The following is a 20,123-nucleotide window of genomic DNA, read 5'->3' on the forward strand; positions in this document are numbered from 1 at the left end:
TCTTCAATTCCCATGCCACCTGAATCTGTGTTATAGTGTCCATCGTGCGGCTCCTGTGATTGGGTTGGTTGTCTCGCAACCACAACAACTTTATCACGGAGTCGCATTTCTATTGAGAATACTGCGCATCCTTGGATTCGAGGGTGCTCAAAAGACCGCACTGAGAGCCTCGAATTCCCGATCGGTGCTGAACGTAATACAGCCATCCTGCATTTGCCACGCTACCGGGGAGCCATCAAGGCTGATCTGCTGCGGAGGGTGCGCCAGACCGTACAACTGCAGGCGGATCTGCCGGTATCCAGGCACATAGGGGCCCTCGCGCTCCCAGTGCAGGTCAAACTGTTTGGCAGAAGTCGCGCAGGCAAAATGCGACCACCGGAACACCCCCGCTTGATAGTCTTTGCCCTCCCCAGCGTCTTCGTACAGAGGGCTACGGCCATCGCCAGCGTAAACCCGCAAGGTAAGCTCATCGACTACTTTCTCGCCCGTATACAGCATCTCCGGCCAGTGTGGGATAACGCTGCCTGCCCGCGCAAACAACGGCAACTGGTCAAGCGGCGCTTCGACCTGGTAGCGCTTTCCGCCCTTGAATTTCGTCCCGCTCCAGTAGTCGTACCATACCCCCGACGGCAGGCAGACCGTGCGCGTCTGCGCGCCGGGCTCCACAACCGGCGCAACCAGCAGGGTTTCGCCGAGCAGGTAAGCATCATCACAGTCAACCAGATCAGGATCAAGAAGCGCCAGCGGCCTGACAATCGGCCAGCCGTAACGCGCACACTCCGCAAAAGCGGTATACAGGCAGGGCAACAGGCAGTAACGCAGCGCGATGTACTTCCGGCAGATGTCTTCATAGGGCTGGCCGAACGCCCACGGCTCGTGCCGCCCTGTCCACTTTGCAGTGTGCCCCCTGAAGAACGGCAGCAGTATACCGGCCTGTACCCACCGCGTGAACAGCTCACCGTCAGCCTCTCCCGCAAATCCACCGATGTCTGGCCCGGTAAAGGCCAGCCCGGACATCCCCAGGTTGAGGCACATGCTGATACTGAGCTTGAGGTGATCCCACGTGGAATGATTGTCCGCCGTCCACGACGAAGCGTATCGCTGCACCCCGGCGTAACCGGAGCGGGTAATCACCAGGTGTCGTCGTTCCGGTTGAAGCCGCTCCAATCCTTCCCTGGTTGCCCGCACCATCTGCATGCCGTAGACATTGTGGGCGGTGCGATGATCTGCGCTGCGCCCTTCGTAGTCGTGAACAAGATAGTCCGGCGCTTCTTTTAACCGGGCATCTGAACTGAAGATGGCCGGTTCATTCATGTCGTTCCATACCCCGGCCACGCCTGCCTCCAGCAGATCGCGGTACAGGGTTCCCCACCACTGCCGCACCGCGGGAGCGGTGAAATCCGGGAAGTAGCAGTTGCCCGGCCAGACCGGGGCAACAAACAACCGACCGTCGGGATAGCGAAGAAAAGCCCCCTGCGCCAGTCCGTCTCGGCAGACCCGGTACGACCGATCAACCTTGATGCCCGGATCGATCATCACCACCGTACGGAAACCCGCAGCCTTCAGATCGCTGATTAACCCCGCTGGATTAGGGAAACGCCGGGGATGCCAGGTAAAGCACCGGAACCCGTCCATGTAGTCAATGTCGAGGTAGATTGCGTCGCAGGGGATTCTGCGCTGGCGGAACTCCCGCGCGATGTCGCGCACCTCGTCCGCCGACATGTAGCTCCACCGGCTCTGGTGATAACCCAGCGCCCACAACGGCGGCAGGGGCATCCTCCCGGTCAGGCGGGTGTACGCGCTCAACACGTCCAGTGCGGAAGGGCCAGTGAAAAGCGTGTAACATAGCCCGCCAGCCTCCGCTTCAAAGATCAGCCGGTCTTCCGCTCCCGGCGCCCCAACGGCAACCATGCCCCGAACCGGGTTATCCCAGAACAGGCCATAGGCCGATCTGCCGCGCAACCCGACATAGAACGGGATACACAGGTTGATCGGATCGTTGCCGCGCTGGTACCCGGCAGGATCAGTGTTCCACAGCGCGTACGATCGCCCGCGCAGATTGAAGCCAAAAGCGCGCTCGCCCAGTCCGTGCCCGGTTTCGTCCGGCATCAGTCGCGCGCTCAGGCGCACCCGCTCACCACTCCAGACTGGCCCTTCGGCATCCGCGTAGATCAGCCGTCCATCTGTGTCGGTGACTGTTAGCCTCAGATCGGCGCGGGCGACCCGGCAGATGTTCCGCCCCATCCGGATTGCCAGCGCATCCGATTCCTCGGTGACGTTAAAATCACCCGTCTGCGGCCCATCCTCGACCAGCGCATATGAGAACAACTCCGGCAGGCGACCGTCCGGACTCACCCGCACACGCAGGCAATCTTCCGCCAGCACATCCAGTCTCAGGCAGCCCTGCCCGGTACGAAAGGTCACACCATGAGTGTCGCGCTCGTACGCTTCCAGCGCTCCCAGCCGCTGCCATGGTCCCACCGGGGCGGCTGGCCGCCCAAACCGCGCATCCTGGTGTTGCCTGGTGCGCTGATACATCCAGCTCTGCCACGCCGGTCGCAAGCCAATCGACAACAGTTGCGTCACCCATCCCCAGCTTGCGCCGGTTCGACGTTCGTCAGTCAATGCCGTTGCCCCTTCTTCCGCGAAAGTCAAAGACCCGCGTTGCCTGCCTCAGTCGTCCCGTCGCACGCGCTTCTCAACCAGATTCCGGAACGGGTCCTCGCCGGGCTTATAAAGGACCTCGCGGGTTCGCCCGCCACTCTTGGCCGCACCAATGATCCCCAATTCCTCCAGCAGATCCATCAGCCGCGCTGCGCGGGGATACCCCAGCCCCATCCGCCGCTGAATCAGGGAGGCAGAGGCTTCGCCCGCTTCAACGACAATCCGGATCGCTTCTTCCAGCATCGGGTCAGTTTCGGAAAGTATCTCCCGGCGCGTCATGCCCCGCTCCCAGGGGGCAATGGTGCGTGCTGGCATCACTCCAGCCTCGACCTGCTGGTGCAGCCACTGCTTCCAGTAGGTCAGCACCCGCTCCAGTTCCTCATCAGAAACATAACAGCCTTGCAGGCGCTGCGGACCGGCAGCGTCTGCCGCCTGATAGAGCATATCGCCGCGCCCCATCAGGGTTTCCGCCCCAACCGTGTCCAGGATCACCCGGGAATCCACCCCGGACGCTACCGCAAATGAAATCCGCGCCGGGAAGTTCGCCTTGATCAGACCGGTGATCACATCCACCGAGGGGCGCTGCGTGGCCACAATCAAATGAATCCCCACTGCCCGCGCCATCTGCGCCAGCCGGGCCAGCGTCTTTTCCGTCTCATCAGGCCGGGAAAGCATCAGATCACCGATCTCGTCAAAGATGATCACAATGTAGGGTAGATGCTCGTCCATCCGGCGCTTGCCAAGCGCCCGGTTATAGCTCTCAATATTGCGCGCCGCCGCCACTTCCAACAATTTATAGCGCCGATCCATCTCACGTGTGGCCCAGCGTAGCACACCCAGAATGCGCTCCTGGTCGTACTCCACCGGTCCCAGCAGGTGAGGCAGGCCGTTGAAGCGCGTCAGCTCAACCATCTTGGGATCGAGCAGGACGAGTTTGAGACGATCCGGCAGGTTGTTCATCACCAGCGCGGTCGCCATCGCGGTGAGCGCAACCGATTTGCCTGACCCGGTCGTGCCAGCGACAAGCAAGTGAGGCATCGACGCCAGATCAGCTACAAACGACTCCCCGGAGACATCGCGGCCCAGCGGCAGCGCCAGCGGCGATTTGCGCGCCCGGTAGAAGTTGACGCTTTCCATCACGCCGCGCAGCGAAACGATGCTTGGACGCTTGTTGGGCACCTCAACGCCAATATACGAATGTCCCGGGACCGGCGCCTGAATACGCAGGCGTTGCGCTGACAGCGCCAGCGCCAGGTCTCTTTCCAGGGTAGTGATCCGGTTGACCCTTACACGCTGCAGGAAACGCTCCCCATCCTCCATCACCATCTCTTTGAAGGGCTGTACGGCATACTGGGTGACAACCGGACCGATCTTGACATCCACAACTTCTACATGAATGTCAAACTCCCGCAACGTATCTTCAATGATACGGGCGTTGGTATTGATTTCCTCGTCCGTCGGCCGGTTGAGATCGTTGTCTTCCAGCAGGTCATAGGGCGGCAACCCCTCCTCACGTCGGCCAACCCGCCGTTCCTCCTGCAGGTCTTCAACGCGAAACTCACGCACCAGCCGCCCATAGGCGTCGCGAACCTGACGCGCCCGCGTGGTCGGCTTGTGCACCGGCATGGCCACAGCCCATCTCCCCGGCTCTTCCCCGTTGGTGCGGGGCACGATAGACGGGCGCTCGCCCGGCGGCCCCGGCGAACTGAGACCGCGATCGACCTTGTCCGGGTCAGGCTGGATGTAGGACGGGAGGGCAGAGGAATACAGGTCATCCTCTTCGTCGCCCTCATCGTCGCCTTCATTGAAATCATCATCCTCCGGCGCCAGAGGGCGGACATGCCCCGCTCCAGCGAACTGGCTGCGATCGACAACAGATGGTCGGCGACGCAGAGACGAAGCTTCAGGTCCAGCCTGCGGTTGATCTTCTGGTGTCTCTTTCCCGGCTTCCCTGGCCAGCCGTTCAGCGCGCTGTTCAAGGGTCTCCGCTGTGCGGGTCAACCTGGCGATGCCCCATTCCAGGGCGATGTCAAGATGTTGCCGGCGCAGGCCGGCCGCCCGGCTGACGGCAATGAGAAACACGATTCCGTACACAACGGTCGCCGTAATAGGATCAAACAGCCCGGCGATCATCTGACTGAAAGCCCAGCCGACATACCCTCCACCGCCCCCTGCTCGTGCCAGCGCACGCGGCTCCGGATCGTTGGCCAGCAGATGCAATAACGCCAGCAGGGAAAGAAAGCTCACCTCAAGAGCCAGAATCCGCGACCAGGGAAAGCGCAGAACAACACCAAACTGCGGCAACAGCAAGATCACGCCCAGCGCGAGAATGCCCAGCGCCACCACGACCCCGCCATAGCCAAACAACTGGCGGATGGCCTGCGCCCAGCTGCCGGTCAGGGAGGCATCCGGCGAGAAATTCAGCAGCGCCAGCAGCGACACCACGCCGAAAACGATCAACAACACTGCCGCAACTTCACTGGAGCCTGGCGGCAGGGCATCCAGAAAATCCCGCACCCGGCCCGGCATTGCCCGGACCCGTGCCAGAAAGCCCCCCTTGAACGCTCCGCCCCTGCCCCTCGATCGCGTTCCCGGTCGGGGCGCGCCAGAAGACTTCTGGAATTTCGTCTTAAGCGCGTCGAGGGCAGTGCGCCAGACGGACGATTGGTGAGTTGGTTGTTTGCCTGCCATGAGAACCTGCCACTAACAATCACCCGGTTCGCAATTCATCATCACCAGCACCCAGTCGGAGTTCACCATTCCGCCGTCATCATAGCACATCTGTTCCAGCAAGCAATCCTACAACAAACAGGCCGCACTCTGCCAGAAATGTCGAGCGCGGCCCCGAAAACCACCCGTACAGCAAAGATCATTTTGCGCTCAAGTCCCGAAGGCTTAACCCCAAGCGGCGGGATGGGCCGTCAATGTTAAGAATCCTGGCCTGCACCACCTGGCTTTCGCTAACCACATTACGCGGATGCAGGAAGTGCCCTTCCGCCAGTTCCGAAATGTGGATCAGCCCTTCCAATCCCTCTTCGATACAGGCAAAAGCGCCAAAATCAACTACGTTTGTGATCACCCCACGGACGATCTGGCCGACGTGGTAACGCTCATGGACGGTTTCCCACGGATCCGGTTGCAAGCGCTTGATGCTCAGGGCGACCCGACCAAGCTCCTTGTTGACATCCATGACATAGACGGTGACCTGTTGGCCTCGCTTGACCACGTCGCCTGGATGCCCCACCCGTCCCCAGCTCAATTCCGAGATATGGATCAGGCCCTCCACACCGCCCAGGTCAACAAACACGCCAAAATCGCAGACGTTGGTCACCACGCCGGTGCATTTATCACCTGGCTTCAAGTTGTCCAGCACAGCGGCCCGCGTACCTGGCCTCACCTGAGCGGCGCGCTCAGAGAAGATCAGGCGATTCTGAGCCTCGTCAAGTTCGATCACTCGTAGGACAAGATGCCGGCCAGTATAAGCCGCGAGTTCCTGGCGGCGAACGACCTCGTTGGTAATCGCCGGGAAGTCCACTAACTGGCTGGCCGGCACAAAGCCGCGCAGGCTCTTCCACTGTACCAGCAATCCCCCGCGATTGTTGCCGATAACCGGCAGTTCTAACGACGTATCCGATGCCATGATCTGGCGGATTTCCTGCCAGTCTGACGAGCTGGGATAGTCCCGTTCCTCCGCAAAGCTGGCAGTCTCCCGTTCGGCTACAGCCAATCCTGCGTACCAGTCATCCCCTGTCCGGTTCATCTCCTCGGCAGGTAGCATCTCGCCTTCCCGCAATAATGCCGACCAATAAGCCTCATCGATCGCCGGCGGCGATGACATCCCCCGTTCTCCCCGAAAAGTCGCGTTTGACATCAATCCATCCTTCCTCCTGTGGTACTTCCACTGAACAGGTGTTAAGTACACACGATAAGACCACAGATTGGGGCAGAGGCCATTATAGAAATAGCCTAGCACACTGTCAAAAACGCCCTACGACCGGATTAACCGGCTGGTTACTGCATCGCTTCCGTTTCCTTCTCCATCTCGATCAGAATGCGGGCGACCTCCTCAATGGCCGCTCGCTGCTTACGATAGAGATCGGCCTCGCTCATCGCCAAGCGCTTGGCCACATCGCGGACCCGGTAGCCCTGGATGAAGCGCAGTTCAACGATATTATACAGGGTCCATTCAGTCTGTGTCATACTGCGCTCGCCAGCGGGGCGCATCCGGCTCACCGCCTCCTGCAATACCGCCCGTAAGGCGCGTGTCGGATTGTTGCCATTCTCCTGCAGAGCTGCCCGGACTACACCCAGTTGCAGCAGCTCGCTCTGTGTCAGGCGCGGCCCACCCCAGTAATCGCGCAGGGCGTCCCGCACGGCGCTGACAAAACCGGGCTTCGGTTCCGTCGAAGTACGCACCTCCGCCTTGATCAGGGCCGGAAAGTCGCCGTAACGGGCAGTATCCCGCAGACGCTGGATTGCCTCCATCTCCGGCAACAATCGCTCCAGAGCGGTAAAGACCTCGGTTTGCAGGATCTGGTCGTCCAGCGCTTGGGCGACCTGTTCCACCAGCATCTCGAACACCCGCTGCTCTTCAGGCGTCAGGTCGAATTCCGACGCGCGCGCCTGTACCCCCAGCACGCCAAGCAGACGCCCTTCCTGGCCGTTGCCGTTCGATCCACTCTGCGGATATCGCGCGCTGTACAGGGGCACCACCCAGAAATCGTGCCAGGAATAAACTGTAGCTATGCCATTGGCATTGCTCCGCAGCTGTCGCAGCAATTCGTCGCCATCATCCCACAGGGCGTCCGGCTGCCATCCGCCGACCGATTCGCTCACCCGTATCTGCTCGCCATCCAGCGTGGCGATAAAGGCTACCGGCACCTGTACCAGATCGCACACTGCCGCCAGCAGGGCTTCAAAGAGCTGATGCAGATCGTTGTGGGTCAGGAGACGGTGTGCCACATCCTGCAACATCTGCACCTGCGCCTGTTCATCGGGGTAAACCAGGTAGCGTTCCAGGCGGGGCAAGAACAGGGTTACCATCCATTGCCAGAACATCACCATCGCCACCGCCGCAAAGAGCATGAACTCATCGCCTGGCAGTCCCAGGATGCGCCCGGCCTGGGGCACGTACAATACGATGAGCAGCACCAGAATCCCCGCAAACGGCCCCCGCAGGAAGAAGCTGAGCAGCTCCGCCTTGACCACCCGATCGGGAATGTTCGAACCAAAGAACGACAGCGGATAGGCGATGAACAGCAGCATCAGGGCAATGCCCAGATTATTCAGGTTGACCAGCAACCAGAACAACACCGGGGAAGTTGACGAATCAGGGAACAACAGCGAATAAGGGAAGATGCCGATAGCGGGCAGGGTGAATGAATATAACAGGTATCCCATCCGCCGGTGTGTGTAGGTCGTCAGGCATCGTCTCCGCGCTCGCAACACGTTGTACACAGAAACAACTATTGCGATCACGAAGTACAGAACATACACCGGGAACATTGGCCCGGCCTGCAGGTATGCCGCCGGACCTGGCACCAGCCCATAGACCAGCAGGTCGGTAGTCAGCGCCATCACCGCGAATGTTGCGCTGAGCAGATACAACAGCCGCACCACCCGCCGCCGCCGCCCGCGCGATACCAGCCCTGTCGTCGCCAGCAGAGCATCTGAGAGATGAAACATAGCTGCCGGCGCAAATGCGATACCCACCCACTGCACCCGCAGCCAGTTGCGCAGGGAGAGGAGTGTCGGGCTGAGGGCGACAAAGACATCGATCAGGGAAACAACCGTCACACACGCCAGTAACAAACTGGATGCACGCACTACCCTGGAGCGCTGATTGCGCGACAGGTTGTACAGTAACATAGACGCCCCAACGATCACGATGATCGCTGACAGCGTTTCATTGGTCACCTGCAGAAAACGTTCCAGAGACAATGACATTCCCAACCAGCCCGAACTACCGCAGACTTTGTGTAAAGAACAGGGCAATATCCTGGTTCGGATAGTAACGATCGTTGAAGCCGCACAGTGTCAGCCCGTGCCGCTGGCAGAAGGCTATCGCCGGGTGATTCTTGGTCTGGGTTTCGACCGTGATCCGGGCCAGGTTACTGGCCCTGGCCCATTGCTGCGCCTCGTGCAGCAGAGTGCTCCCCAACCGCTGCCGCCGCAGAGGACGGTCAACCACCAGCTGGCGAACCCAGGCAGTCCCACAGGCATGGTCCGGACGGATGAGCACATATCCGGCAATGCGCTCCCCGACTTCCGCGACCAGCAAACACTCACCAGACTGGATCGCCGCCTCCATAACTGTGGAATCATGAGGGGTAATGATCGGCATCGAACGTGGTAGGCGCACTGTTCGGAAGCTGTAGACCAGCGCGCCCTGGTCCTCGCGTGCCTCAACCTGCCAGACATAGTCGCTGGACGAGGAATGATCAAGCAACAGGCACGGCGGGAGATCCTGCTCTTCGGCAGGACGGATAAGGATATGCCCGCCACCTTCCAGTACCAACGGTTCGCCTGGGGCACTCATAGTTCACACCGGTTACAGACCACACAGCCTACCAGCGACTGCTCCTGCTCAGTCGTCAACAGTCTCCACGGTGAACAGATCGCCGGGCGGCACCACGATAATTTGTGGCAATGTTCCCCCGGCCAGCTGCTTGACGATCGCATTGACCGACGCTGCCGGGATTTGCTCACCAGCGACCGCCACCGTCACCCGCATGAAGTATCCCTCACGGATGCGCTGTAGTGCTACAGCCTCCGCGTCCACGCCCGTCACAATCACCGCGGAGGGCGCGATCCCGGCCTGCTCAAGCGCGGCGATCGCCCCGTACGCTCCAGCATCGTTGATGCTGAGAATCACATCAATGGCAACACCATCAGCCAGCAGATGGCTCACCGACTGCCGGGCCAGTGCGATTGTACCACCCCTGTAACGACCGATGATATGCGCTTCCGGCGCAATTGCCAGCAAGCCATCTTCCAGGCCGTCAGCCCGGCGGACAATGCTGGGCAAGTCAGGAAAGTCCAAGATGACCACCTCAGCATGCCCACCCCGTTCCCTCTGGACTAGCTGACCTGCGTAATGGCCCGGTATCTGCCCTAACGCGTAGTCATCGTGCGTGATCAGCACCGCCGGATAAGGCGGCGGCTCATCCATGTTATGAAGCACCAGGGCCAGGCCGTCTTCGGCGGCTGACCGCAATGTGCGGCTGACCGCTTCCGCATCGACCACGCAGACAATCAACGCCCTGGCGCCATCCGTGCGCGCCCGCTCGACCTGGATGATCTCCTCATTGGCATCGGTCTGGGCATCGTAGACCCGGAATGCCAGCCCATACGCCGCGCTGGCATCCGATAGCCGGCGCGCCATGGTGGCAAAAAACTCACTGGTCTGGTTACAAGCCACGTAACCGATGAAGCCAGAACTACCCAGAACCTGCCGCGCCAGCGCAACTTCAGCCTCACTCGCCAGCACATCCTTCGGCGTACCAACCTGCCCGTCCAGTAGCGTTGCCTTCAGGCCCGGTGCAGCGCCTGTAGGGCCAGAAAGGATGTACCACAGGCCCAGCGCCAGCGCTATCACCGCAACCACAAGGACAGGCCACTGTCTGAGCAGAAACCCTCCGTGCCAGGGCAGGAGCCTCCCGCCCTCATGAATGCCCATCTGTTGTGCCGCCCCCCTGCGCTCCGTCAGACCGGAGCCAGGAGCCAGCGTGACACCAGCGCCAGGAAGCAGAACCCGCTCCGGCAGCACAGGAGCAGCAACCGGCAGGCGCTCCAGACCGGGCATCAGCGCCTCACGCAGCGCCTGAGCCATCTGCTCAGCGGTGTCGAAGCGATTCGCCGGAACCTTCTGCAATGCCTGGAGGAGCACATGTTCGACTTCAGGCAGCAACTCGGGGTTGAACTCGCGGGGCGGCGGCGGAGCCTTCTCAATATGCTGGTAGATCAGCGAGAACGCCGTCGGACCTTCAAATGGCAGGCGTCCCACCAGCATGTGATAGAGTATTACACCCAGGCTGTAAATGTCCGCGCGATGATCGACCGGATCTCCCCGCAACTGCTCCGGAGCCATGTAGGCGGGCGTCCCGACGATCGCTCCTGTGAGGGTGAGTTGAGATACATCACTCAGCATCTTGGCCAGCCCAAAATCGGCCAGGTAGGCATTCTTCTCATCGTCCAGCAGGATGTTGCTTGGCTTCAGGTCGCGGTGAATGACCGCACGCCGATGAGCGTATCCCAGCGCCTGGGCGATCTGGCCAAACAACCTGACAGCCAGCTCCTCTCCCATTGGCTGCTGTTCCAGCAGATCGCGTAACGTCCCGCCACGCACGTAACGCATTGCAATATACAGCACCTGATCGGAGATTCCGTAGTCAATCACGGGCAGAATATGCGGGTGTTCCAGGGCGGCAACAACTTCCGCTTCTTGCTTGAAGCGTTCCTGAAGTGCGGTCTGCCCGGTGGTGGATTCAAGAGGGATGATCTTCAGTGCAACTTCACGCCTGACTGAAGGCTGGTAAGCGCGATAGACTTCGGCCATCCCCCCCTGCCCGATTCGCTCGCGGACAAGGTAGGGGCCGATCTGTTCGCCACTGCGATTCACAGAGAGCACAAAAACAATCTCCATAAGAACAAGTTGACAATTGTCAATTGTACCCTGATCTACGCCTATCACAATGAATGCCACAGGCGGCAAGGGGCATCCTGCAGGCCAGGGTCCTGCCCCGGCGTGTTGCCCGCGTTATACTCCTGCAGTGTACATAGCAGGCAAGGAAGGGTAGCGATGGGAGCACGCGATCAGGGCGCGGATGCAATAACAGGGCGCTGGCTAACGATTCCGCGCACATTGTCCTTTGTCACACATGGTGAAGATGTCTTGCTGCTCAAACGCGGGCCACACCGGCGCGTCTTCCCCAACAAGTACAACGGTGTGGGCGGCCATATCGAGCGCACGGAAGATCCACTCAGCAGCGCAATCCGCGAAATTCGGGAAGAGACCGGCTTAGAAGTGCAGCGCCCGCTATTCTGTGGCGTCTCCCACATTGACGCCGGGCAGGACACTGGCATTCTACTGCTGATCTTCCGGGCGGAAGCGCTCTCCCGGAATTTCCTCAATTCCAGCGAAGGTACGCTGGAATGGGTGCCCCAGGCGGATATCTTGCGCTACGATCTGGTGGAGGACCTGCCCATAGTGCTGCCGCGTGTTCTGGCACAGCGGCCCGGCGATCCGCCATTTTTCATCCATCTCAGCTACAACGAGGCGGATGAAGTGCAGATTCATTTTGCTTCGGATTCCCCAGGAGAGGACTGATCATGCCGGAAGATAAGCGTCTCATTGTTGCGGAAGACCTTTACCGGATGGTTGGCGTGCAGGATCCACAGGTCAGCCCGGATGGCTGCCAGATTGCCTTTGTACGGCTGATCCGCGACCGCCACCAGAACAAAGCGCGTCAGTCGATCTGGCTGGCGGCAACCGATGGGGGCCGGCTGCGCCAGTTCACCAACGGGGAAGCTGCTGACACCGTGCCGCGGTGGAGTCCTGACGGCACTTCGCTGGTGTTTGTCTCCACCCGAACCGGCAAACCGCAGCTCTATCTCATCCCGGCGGATGGCGGCGAGGCCATACAACTCACTTATATGCCCAACGGCGCAACAGCGCCGGCCTGGTCGCCCGACGGAAGGCAGATCGCTTTCTTGTCATCTGTGCGCCCGGAAGAGTGGCAGGCTGAGACCGACAAAGAAGACCTGCCGCCCGCTGGATTAGACGAACAGGACAGAGCCAAGCCGGACGAAGAAGCTGAGAAGAAACGCATCGATCCGCGCGTGGTAGAGCGCCTGCCCTACCGTAGCGGCACAACCTACTGGGACGGGCGCTATGCGCAGGCCTATGTCCTGCCGGTGACGCCTGACCCAGACGGCAGGCGACGCCCCCGCCGGCTGACCGGCGAGCCGCGGGACTATGGTACACCCTACTGGTCTCCGGATGGCCTGGCGTTGTACTGTATTGCCAGCCGCAAACCGGAACACGACGCCCCCTGGATGTTTAACGCCGTTATCCGCATTGACGTCGCGAGCAGCGTGCAGACTCAGCTTACCGGCGATGGGTGGACGTGCCACGAGATCAGGCCCTCATCGGACGGCCGGTGGCTGGCCTGCCTGGCCCACCCGGACCGACTGCCAACGAACCAGTTTTCCCGTCTGGCGCTCCTGCCAGCGGCTGGCGGCGAACTCCAGCTACTGGGAGGAATGCCCGATCGCAACATTATCGCTGTCGAATGGGCGGCGGATAGCCAGTCTCTGCTCTTTGCAGCGCAGGATGAGGGCAGCGAACTGCTCTACCGGATCGACATGAGCGGCGGACAGGCCAGGCGGATCATGCAGCTGGGTGCAACGGTAACCGGCTTCCACACCGGGCCGGATGATGTGGTGGCCGCGACGATCTTCACCGCTGACGGTTACCATGAGCTGTACGCCAGCACCGCCGGTAGCGAGTTCCGGCGTCTCACGGACTTTAACCGGGCGTTTCTGGAGTCAGTCAGCGTGGCCTCTGCGGAAAAGCTACACTACACCAGCCCGGACGGCACACCGGTGGACGGCTGGGTGATCCGCCCTCCGGATTACGAAGCAGGGAAGCGCTACCCCCTGGCAGTGAATATCCACGGCGGCCCGCAGGGGATGTGGGGCGCCAGCACGCCGACTATGTGGCTGGAATGGCAGCACCATGCCGCCAGCGGCTACGTAGTGTTCTTCTGCAATCCTCGCGGTTCAACCGGATATGATGAACCGTTCATGCTGGCCAACCTGGGCGACTGGGGGGACGGCCCCATGCGGGACGTACTAGCGGGTGTTGACCTGCTTGTCGAACAAGGGCTGGCCGATCCTGAGCGGCTGGCTATTACCGGCGGCTCGTATGGCGGTTACCTGACTACCTGGATCATCGGCCACGATCAGCGCTTCAAAGCCGCGGTAACCCAGCGCGGCGTCTACCATCTGCTGGCCTTTCACGGCACAACTGATATCCCGCTGTTTATGGCTTCCAATGTCGGCGCGGAACCGTGGGAGGATCCGCAGGCGTTCTGGCGGCTTTCACCGCTAGCTTACGCTGAACAGATCACTACCCCGCTGCTGATCCTGCACAGCGAGAATGACTTCCGGGTACCCATCTCGGAGGCGGAGCAGTTGTTTGCGACGCTTAAGCGACTGGGGCGGACTGTCCAGATGGTTCGCTATCCGCGCGAAGGGCATGAACTGTCGCGCTCCGGCGAGCCAGCACATATCATCGACCGTCTCCAGCGGATTGTCAGCTGGTGGGATCACTACTGTAAGTCGCCACAGGCGGAAGCGCCAGCCTAGCAGTTGTGCGCTAACCTGCCCGGCGCTACACTGACGGTATGAACGTATCGCATGCATGGCTCAGTAGCCTCCTGGCTGCCCTGATTATGCTGGGGGGTATGGTGATGCTTGGCACGGAGACAAGGCCCCTGGCCGCTCAGGAGCCTTCCCCGCTGCCTCCCGGGATGGTCACCCCTGTCCCGACCAGTGGTTCTGCGCCTGTCCGCGTTTACGATCGTCTCGAATGGGTTGTCAATATCTCGTTTACGCCTGACAACCCATACGATCCCGTTGAAGCCGATGTCTTTGGCGTGTTCACCGCACCGGATGGACGCGAGCTGGTGATGCCTGGCTTCTGGATGCAGCCAATGGCCCAGACCTGCGAGGAGGATTGCGCCATCGAGGTACTGGAACCCGCAGGCGAACCGGGCTGGCGGATCCGCTTTGCGCCGGATGCAGCGGGCCAATGGGCGTACCGCTTTCAGGTGCGGCGGCAAGGCGGGCCAGCGACAACGGTTGATTCCGGCGTCTTTGAGGTGCAAGCCGGGCCAGGGCGCGGTTTTGTCCGGGTCGCCGAGAACAGCCGTTACTTCCGCTTCGATGATCAGAGCGCCTACTTTCCCATCGGCCACAACTTGGCGTGGTCATGGGATGGAGCAGGCGGCGTCTTCGCCTACGACCGGTGGCTGCGCAACCTGGCGGCCAATGGCGGCAATTATGCCCGGCTGTACGTTGACACACCCTGGTTTATTGGCTTCGAATGGCAGCCACCGGTAGGAGACTACACCGCCGCGCAGGATGATTTCTGGCGGCTGGATTTCATCCTGCAGCGGGCGGAAGAACTGGGCATCTACCTGGATGTGGTGGTGTTGTGGCATCAGGCACTGACGAACTATGGCGGCACACCGGTTCTCCCACCAGCCCAGCCGCGACGCGCGGATACCAGCGCCGATTGGCGGCGCAACCCTTACAATGCAATCAACGGCGGCCCGCTGGCCAGCACCACCGGGTTCTTCACCGAAGCGCGGGCGCGGGAGCTGTTCCGGCAGCGACTACACTACTTGGTGGCGCGGTGGGGCTACAGTACCCACATCTTCGCCTGGGATTTACTCAGCGACGCTGACCGCGTCCTGGGCTACAGCCCAGAAATTGTGCTGCCGTGGCTGGAGGAGATGTCGGCCTACCTGCGGGCAACAGACCCTTACGATCACCTGATCACAATCGGCTCGGCGGAAGCGCCGCTGGAGTTACTGGATGCGCCAGGGATTGACTTTGGACAGGTGCGCTTTTATCAGCGTCGCCCCCTGGTCGATCCGGTTGATCAGGTGTTGAGCATCAGCCGCCTGATCAGCGATGCACGCCTGCGCACCGCCCGGCCAGTGATGCTCACCGAGTTCTCTCTCAGCCCCTGGTATGAACCAGCCGATGAAGACCCAACCGGCGCGCATATCCGGGATACCGTGTGGGCCAGCGTGATGGCCGGGGCAGCCGGGTCGGGCGCGTCCTGGTGGTGGGATACCTATCTGGAGCCGCTGGAACTCACGGAGATTTACCGGCCTCTGGCTCAGTTTGCGGCAGGCATCCCCTGGCCTGCGCTACGCCTGGAACCGGTCCAAACTCAGCTGCTCTCCGACAGACCTGCTGACTATCTTCCATTGCGGGTGGATGGCTATGACCGGCGCTTCCTGGCTCCCGATCTGCCGGAGCTTGGGCCGCATACGCTGACGGCTGATGGCCCTTCTCCGGGAGTAGGACTGCTCTCCGGCTTCCTGTACGGGCAGACGTACAACAACCAGCAGCGAATATCGCATCACTACATCCTCAACGCACCGGTTGACACGGTGTTGACTGTCGGCGCGGGCAATGTATCGCGCCAAGCCAAGGCTCGCCTGGTCGTGGCGCTTGATGGACGCACCGCAGTCGAGGTGGAACTGGCGGCGGGGACAACGGGGGCAGCGGTGAGCATCCCCCTGCCAGCAGGCAGGCATGAGCTGGAACTGCGTAACGACGGAGACGACTGGCTTCAGATCGAGCACATGACCATTGCCCATTACGTGCCACCGCTGCGAGCGCTGGCGCTCGTGGACAGCAACGCGGGTCTGTTGCTGGCCTGGTTTCAGAACCGGGCTTACACCTGGCAGACCGTTGACAGTGCGCCACCGGTGGGACAGGTATTCCGCGCTGTAGTGGATGGCATGCCCGCAGGCGAGTACCGTCTCGAGTACTGGGACCCCTTCAGCGGGCAGGTCATTGGCGAAGAACGGACGCGAGTCAGACCAGAGGACGGCGGGCAACTGGCTTTTGACCTGCTGCCGATTGCACAAACGCTGGCCGTCCGGGCAATGCCGGTCACTGGTGTAGCGCCTGTCCCATCTCCTACTGCATCTGTCACGGCGACCGCAACCGTAACGCCAACACTGACGGCGACCCCCACCTCTACATTGACGGCTACGGCAACGCCGACAGCAATACCAACAAGAGCATCGACCGCGACGCCCACGCCATCCCTGACCGCAACACGAACGGCATCCCCGACCACCACACCAACAGCGACCCGCACGCCGTCAGCGACTGCAACATCAACAGCCACGCCGTTAACACCAACGACGACGCCAACAGCGTCGCTTACCAGGACGCGTACGCCAACGATGACGCCCACACCATCGGTAACGCCCACGGTGCAGCCAACGCGCACGCCAGTCCCGACCAACACCCCTGCCCCGACCGCGACGCTGACTGCAACGGCGCTCCGCACGCCCCCGGTAGCGGTTTCCGCCGTGTCCGAATGACAGTGCACCGGCGATAACCTGCAATAATGAAATCAGCCCATCCAATGAATGAGGATGGGCTGATTTATGCCGACGGTCGGCAAGCCTGTTGTTACTTGCTGATTCCCCTGACCGCCGCGTATGCCGGGCGCGGGCCAGATGGGCCGATCAACGACCACAGACACTGTTCGGAGTTCGCCCCGGCAGCCTCGCAGAAGTTGAGATTCCACAGGAACATCGGACCGACATAGTTCAGGTTACGGGCAATGTCGAAGGCGGCAACGATGTACTGAGCCTGCTCATTCAGATCAGTGTAGGCAACGAACTCGTAACCGGCAGGCGGCGCGCCGCCAATGTCCGCGTTGGTGCCCCAGCCGAACTCGGTCGCCCAGATGAAGGTCTGCGAATCGCCGTTGGCGACCATGATGTTGCGGTAGTCACGCAGCGTTTGCAGGAAGAAGAAGCTGGGATGGTCATCATGGGTGGGCACGCCGGGCGTATTGTTGCAGCAGACAGACGCAGGCGGGTTGGCCCAGCCATTGGGATGCGCCCCCAGCGCATCCGAGTAATTGGCGACACCGTTGGCGTACATGGCTCGCAGGTAAACCCGGTCGTCAATGGCGTTGATACCGTCATTAAAACCGGTAGGCGCCAGACCACCAGCAACCACAATCGCCGCGGGATCCTTGGCCTTGATCGCGTTATAGGCCAGCCGCAGTAGTTCCACATACTGCGCGGCGCTGATTGGGTGGCTGCTGCTGTTCCACTCACGACGCAGGTTCTGCTCGTTCCAGATCTCATAGGCGTCCACACGCCCGCGATAGCGCTCCGCCAGTGCGCCAACAAAGTTGGCATAGGTCTGGAAGTTGGCGGGCGGGCCGTCTTCCTGTGTCGAATCGCGCGCCCAGGCCGGCGCCTTAACCACGCTGAAGAGGATCTTGACGTTGATCGACTCCAGCGTGTTGACCATCTCGTCGAGCGCCGCCCAGTTGATCTGGCCCTGGTTCGGTTCGTAGACTTTCCACTCAATCTGCTGCTTGACCCAGGTCATGCCCAGCTCAGTGACTCTGGCAGCAACCGCCGCCTGATTCTGGTTAGGCAGGTGAACCTGGATACCATAGGCAAAGGCCACGTTCGGGGTGGTGCCGCCACCTGGGACCGGCGTCGGCGTCGGCAACGGAGTAGTGCCGCCACTACCAGGAATGGTAAGCCTCTGACCAACGAAGATCAGGTTGGGATTAGCAATGTTGTTGAGCGTGACCAGTGTGCGGATGGTAGTGCCATAGCGAAGCGCAATGCGGTACAGAGTCTCGCCGCGCTGGACAATGTGGATCGACGTCTGGCCGGTGCCACCGCCGGGCGCCTGCGTGGGTGGTGGGGTCCCTCCACCAGCGGTACCGGGGATCTTCAGGACCTGCCCGACAAAGATCAGGTTCGGGTTAACAATACCGTTGGCCTGAACGATGGCGCTGATGGTCGTGCCGTATTGCAGCGCGATGCGATACAGGTTCTCCCCGGGTCTGACCACGTGGGTTCTTTCGCCTTGTTGTGCTGTGGCAGTGGCTGCTCCAAAAGCCAGGATCACCACCACGGCCAGGGCCACAGCAAGTGCACGTCTCATAGCTCCGCTCCTCCTCATAATGGCCTGCTCACCGTAAACTCATGATATAGGCGAGGCGGAGTTTTGCGCAAGTGCAGAGTCCACCCCGGAGCAGGTACGCACAACAGCGCCAGCGATCCGGTTGCCAGATACTAGGGGGGTAGTCGCCCGCCGCGTCATCCCGGCCTCCTGACCACCAGCCCTTTCTGCCCTGTCGCCTGCCACCGCAAACTGCTGTGCCTGCCACACTAAAGGGATGGTATACTTACCTGATTATTGCATCGGCACGCCTTGCCCGGCGAGTCAGAATCTGTGCCCGGTTTGCCTGTATCTGTCTCAGTCGGATCTGGCTGTGTGGAAGTTATCTCTCTGGAGAGATCGGCATGTCTGGCCCCAGACGCGAAACATTTCCCCAATCGACCTTTCCCGATCTGCGCATCCTGCACATTGACAACCTGCTGCCGCATGAGGAGCATGATGATCAGCGCGCCCGACCGTTAATCGAACGACTCAAGCAGGCCACCCACTGGCTGAATCCACCGATCGTGGCCCCGATCTACAACAGCGGTCTGTATGTGATTCTGGATGGCGCCAACCGACATTTCGCCCTCAAAACGCTTGGCTACGAGCACATCCTCGTCCAGGCGGTAGACTACGAAAGCGAAGCGGTGGTTCTGGATACCTGGCATCATGCAGTACGCGCCCTGACCATCGATCGCTTTCTGCCCGCCCTGCATGCCATTGAGGGTGTAAGCGTACGGGAGACTTCCTTACTCAATGCCCGCGCTGCGCTGGCTGCGCGGGACATCCTGAGCTACGTCGTGACCCGGGATTCGCGGGTATTCGCCCTCACTTACAGCGGTGACTCCCCCAGCCGCACAGCTATGTTGCGGCGCGTGGTCAATGCCTATCGCCATCAGGCCAAGATCAGCCGCATCACCCACGACGAGATCGCCCACGTCCGGGATAACTACCCGGATGTCATCGGCCTCGTCGTTTTTCCTCGCTACGACCCGGCGGAGATCATGGTCGCCGCGCGGGACAACGACCTGCTGCCGCCGGGAATCACCCGCCATATCATCTTCGGACGAGCGCTACGGCTTAATTACCCGCTTCAGGAACTTCGCTACGCCAGTGTCTCACTGGAAGAGAAGAACCGCCAGTTGAAGACCTGGATTCAGGAACGTCTGGACGCCAAACGCGTGCGTTTCTATGCGGAACCCACTTTCGTCTTTGACGAGTAGTTGCAGGAGGCATCATGCACGAAACACTTCGCCATGCGCTGCGCCATGCTGTTATCTATTCAGACAGGCGCAACTACTGCCTGGTGCATCTGCCGCCCCGTGCGATCACTGCTGCAGCAGCCGTGCTGGCGGAAAACGGTGAACCGTTCAGCGCAATCATCGTTGACAAGGATGAGGTCACGCTGGTGCTGGAAGCCGCCAGCCTGGAGGACTTCGCCCGTCGCCTGCCCGGCCACCAGGAGGCCTGCGACTATCGATTGCTGACCTTCGATCTGCCCCTGGAGCATACGCTGGTTGGCTTTCTCAGCGCCGTGAGCACGTGCCTGGCGCAGCAGGACATCTCCATCATGGCGCTTTCCGCCTACCAGCGCGATCACCTGCTCATCCCTGCGGCGCACTTTGACCGCGCTATCGCCGCTATCCGCGAGCTCCAATCGGAAGCTGGAGAGCCATAATTGACCGCCACCGCCAAACAGATCGCCGGAAACTGCCGGAGCA

Annotated in this window: 12 protein-coding genes; 5 read left to right on the forward strand and 7 right to left on the reverse strand. The window is 61.0% G+C overall.

Annotated elements, in window-relative coordinates:
• Nucleotides 1-147: 147 nt before the first annotated feature.
• From HPY64_06360 to HPY64_06385, 6 genes are all read right to left on the reverse strand, one after another.
• Entirely contained in the window at nt 148-2,625 is a 2,478-nt protein-coding gene (locus HPY64_06360; protein ID NPV66750.1) for a DUF4968 domain-containing protein, read from the reverse strand.
• Between the two features lie 48 nt (nt 2,626-2,673).
• On the reverse strand, nt 2,674-5,193 hold the full coding sequence (locus HPY64_06365; protein ID NPV66751.1) for a DNA translocase FtsK: 2,520 nt from the start codon (nt 5,191-5,193) through the stop codon (nt 2,674-2,676).
• Nucleotides 5,194-5,533: 340 nt separating this feature from the next.
• Complete coding sequence (locus tag HPY64_06370) at nt 5,534-6,535, reverse strand: S1 RNA-binding domain-containing protein (GenBank protein ID NPV66752.1); 1,002 nt, start codon at nt 6,533-6,535, stop codon at nt 5,534-5,536.
• Nucleotides 6,536-6,675: 140 nt separating this feature from the next.
• Nucleotides 6,676-8,580: a hypothetical protein gene (locus HPY64_06375; protein NPV66753.1), complete on the reverse strand. Its 1,905-nt coding sequence runs from the start codon at nt 8,578-8,580 to the stop codon at nt 6,676-6,678.
• A gap of 46 nt (nt 8,581-8,626) precedes the next feature.
• On the reverse strand, nt 8,627-9,202 hold the full coding sequence (locus HPY64_06380) for a GNAT family N-acetyltransferase (GenBank protein ID NPV66754.1): 576 nt from the start codon (nt 9,200-9,202) through the stop codon (nt 8,627-8,629).
• Nucleotides 9,203-9,250: 48 nt separating this feature from the next.
• Nucleotides 9,251-11,293 carry a protein kinase gene (locus HPY64_06385; GenBank protein ID NPV66755.1) on the reverse strand — a complete coding sequence of 681 codons (2,043 nt, stop codon included), beginning with the start codon at nt 11,291-11,293 and terminating at the stop codon, nt 9,251-9,253.
• A 171-nt stretch (nt 11,294-11,464) separates the two neighbouring features.
• Between HPY64_06385 and HPY64_06390 the strand changes: the two genes are divergently transcribed.
• The 3 genes from HPY64_06390 to HPY64_06400 are packed head-to-tail and all read left to right on the forward strand — an operon-like array spanning nt 11,465 to nt 16,802.
• Complete coding sequence (locus HPY64_06390) at nt 11,465-11,992, forward strand: NUDIX domain-containing protein (GenBank protein NPV66756.1); 528 nt, start codon at nt 11,465-11,467, stop codon at nt 11,990-11,992.
• Nucleotides 11,993-11,994: 2 nt separating this feature from the next.
• Nucleotides 11,995-14,034, forward strand: a complete 2,040-nt coding sequence (locus HPY64_06395) for a S9 family peptidase (GenBank protein NPV66757.1) — start codon at nt 11,995-11,997, stop codon at nt 14,032-14,034.
• Nucleotides 14,035-14,072: 38 nt separating this feature from the next.
• Complete coding sequence (locus HPY64_06400) at nt 14,073-16,802, forward strand: DUF5060 domain-containing protein (protein ID NPV66758.1); 2,730 nt, start codon at nt 14,073-14,075, stop codon at nt 16,800-16,802.
• Nucleotides 16,803-16,893: 91 nt separating this feature from the next.
• Here HPY64_06400 and HPY64_06405 read toward each other — a convergent pair whose 3' ends face one another.
• Complete coding sequence (locus HPY64_06405; protein NPV66759.1) at nt 16,894-18,402, reverse strand: LysM peptidoglycan-binding domain-containing protein; 1,509 nt, start codon at nt 18,400-18,402, stop codon at nt 16,894-16,896.
• 362 nt (nt 18,403-18,764) lie between these two features.
• Here HPY64_06405 and HPY64_06410 point away from each other — a divergent pair, with 362 nt between their 5' ends.
• Nucleotides 18,765-19,625, forward strand: coding sequence for a hypothetical protein (locus tag HPY64_06410; protein NPV66760.1), 861 nt, complete (start codon nt 18,765-18,767; stop codon nt 19,623-19,625).
• Nucleotides 19,626-19,639: 14 nt separating this feature from the next.
• Nucleotides 19,640-20,080 (forward strand): ACT domain-containing protein, encoded by a 441-nt coding sequence (locus HPY64_06415; protein ID NPV66761.1) that lies wholly within the window; start codon nt 19,640-19,642, stop codon nt 20,078-20,080.
• The last annotated feature ends 43 nt before the right edge of the window (nt 20,081-20,123 follow it).

The sequence above is a fragment of the Anaerolineae bacterium genome, assembly GCA_013178165.1.
Lineage (GTDB): Bacteria > Chloroflexota > Anaerolineae > Aggregatilineales > Ch27 > Ch27.

Excerpts from the sequence above, each read along its gene's own strand:
- HPY64_06395 (NPV66757.1), top strand. The coding sequence starts at position 11,995 with ATGCCGGAAGATAAGCGTCTCATTGTTGCGGAAGACCTTTACCGGATG.
- HPY64_06365 (NPV66751.1), bottom strand. The coding sequence starts at position 5,193 with ATGCCGGGCCGGGTGCGGGATTTTCTGGATGCCCTGCCGCCAGGCTCC.
- HPY64_06415 (NPV66761.1), top strand. The coding sequence starts at position 19,640 with ATGCACGAAACACTTCGCCATGCGCTGCGCCATGCTGTTATCTATTCA.
- HPY64_06390 (NPV66756.1), top strand. The coding sequence starts at position 11,465 with ATGGGAGCACGCGATCAGGGCGCGGATGCAATAACAGGGCGCTGGCTA.
- HPY64_06405 (NPV66759.1), bottom strand. The coding sequence starts at position 18,402 with ATGAGACGTGCACTTGCTGTGGCCCTGGCCGTGGTGGTGATCCTGGCT.
- HPY64_06400 (NPV66758.1), top strand. The coding sequence starts at position 14,073 with ATGAACGTATCGCATGCATGGCTCAGTAGCCTCCTGGCTGCCCTGATT.
- HPY64_06380 (NPV66754.1), bottom strand. The coding sequence starts at position 9,202 with ATGAGTGCCCCAGGCGAACCGTTGGTACTGGAAGGTGGCGGGCATATC.
- HPY64_06370 (NPV66752.1), bottom strand. The coding sequence starts at position 6,535 with ATGTCAAACGCGACTTTTCGGGGAGAACGGGGGATGTCATCGCCGCCG.
- HPY64_06410 (NPV66760.1), top strand. The coding sequence starts at position 18,765 with ATGTCTGGCCCCAGACGCGAAACATTTCCCCAATCGACCTTTCCCGAT.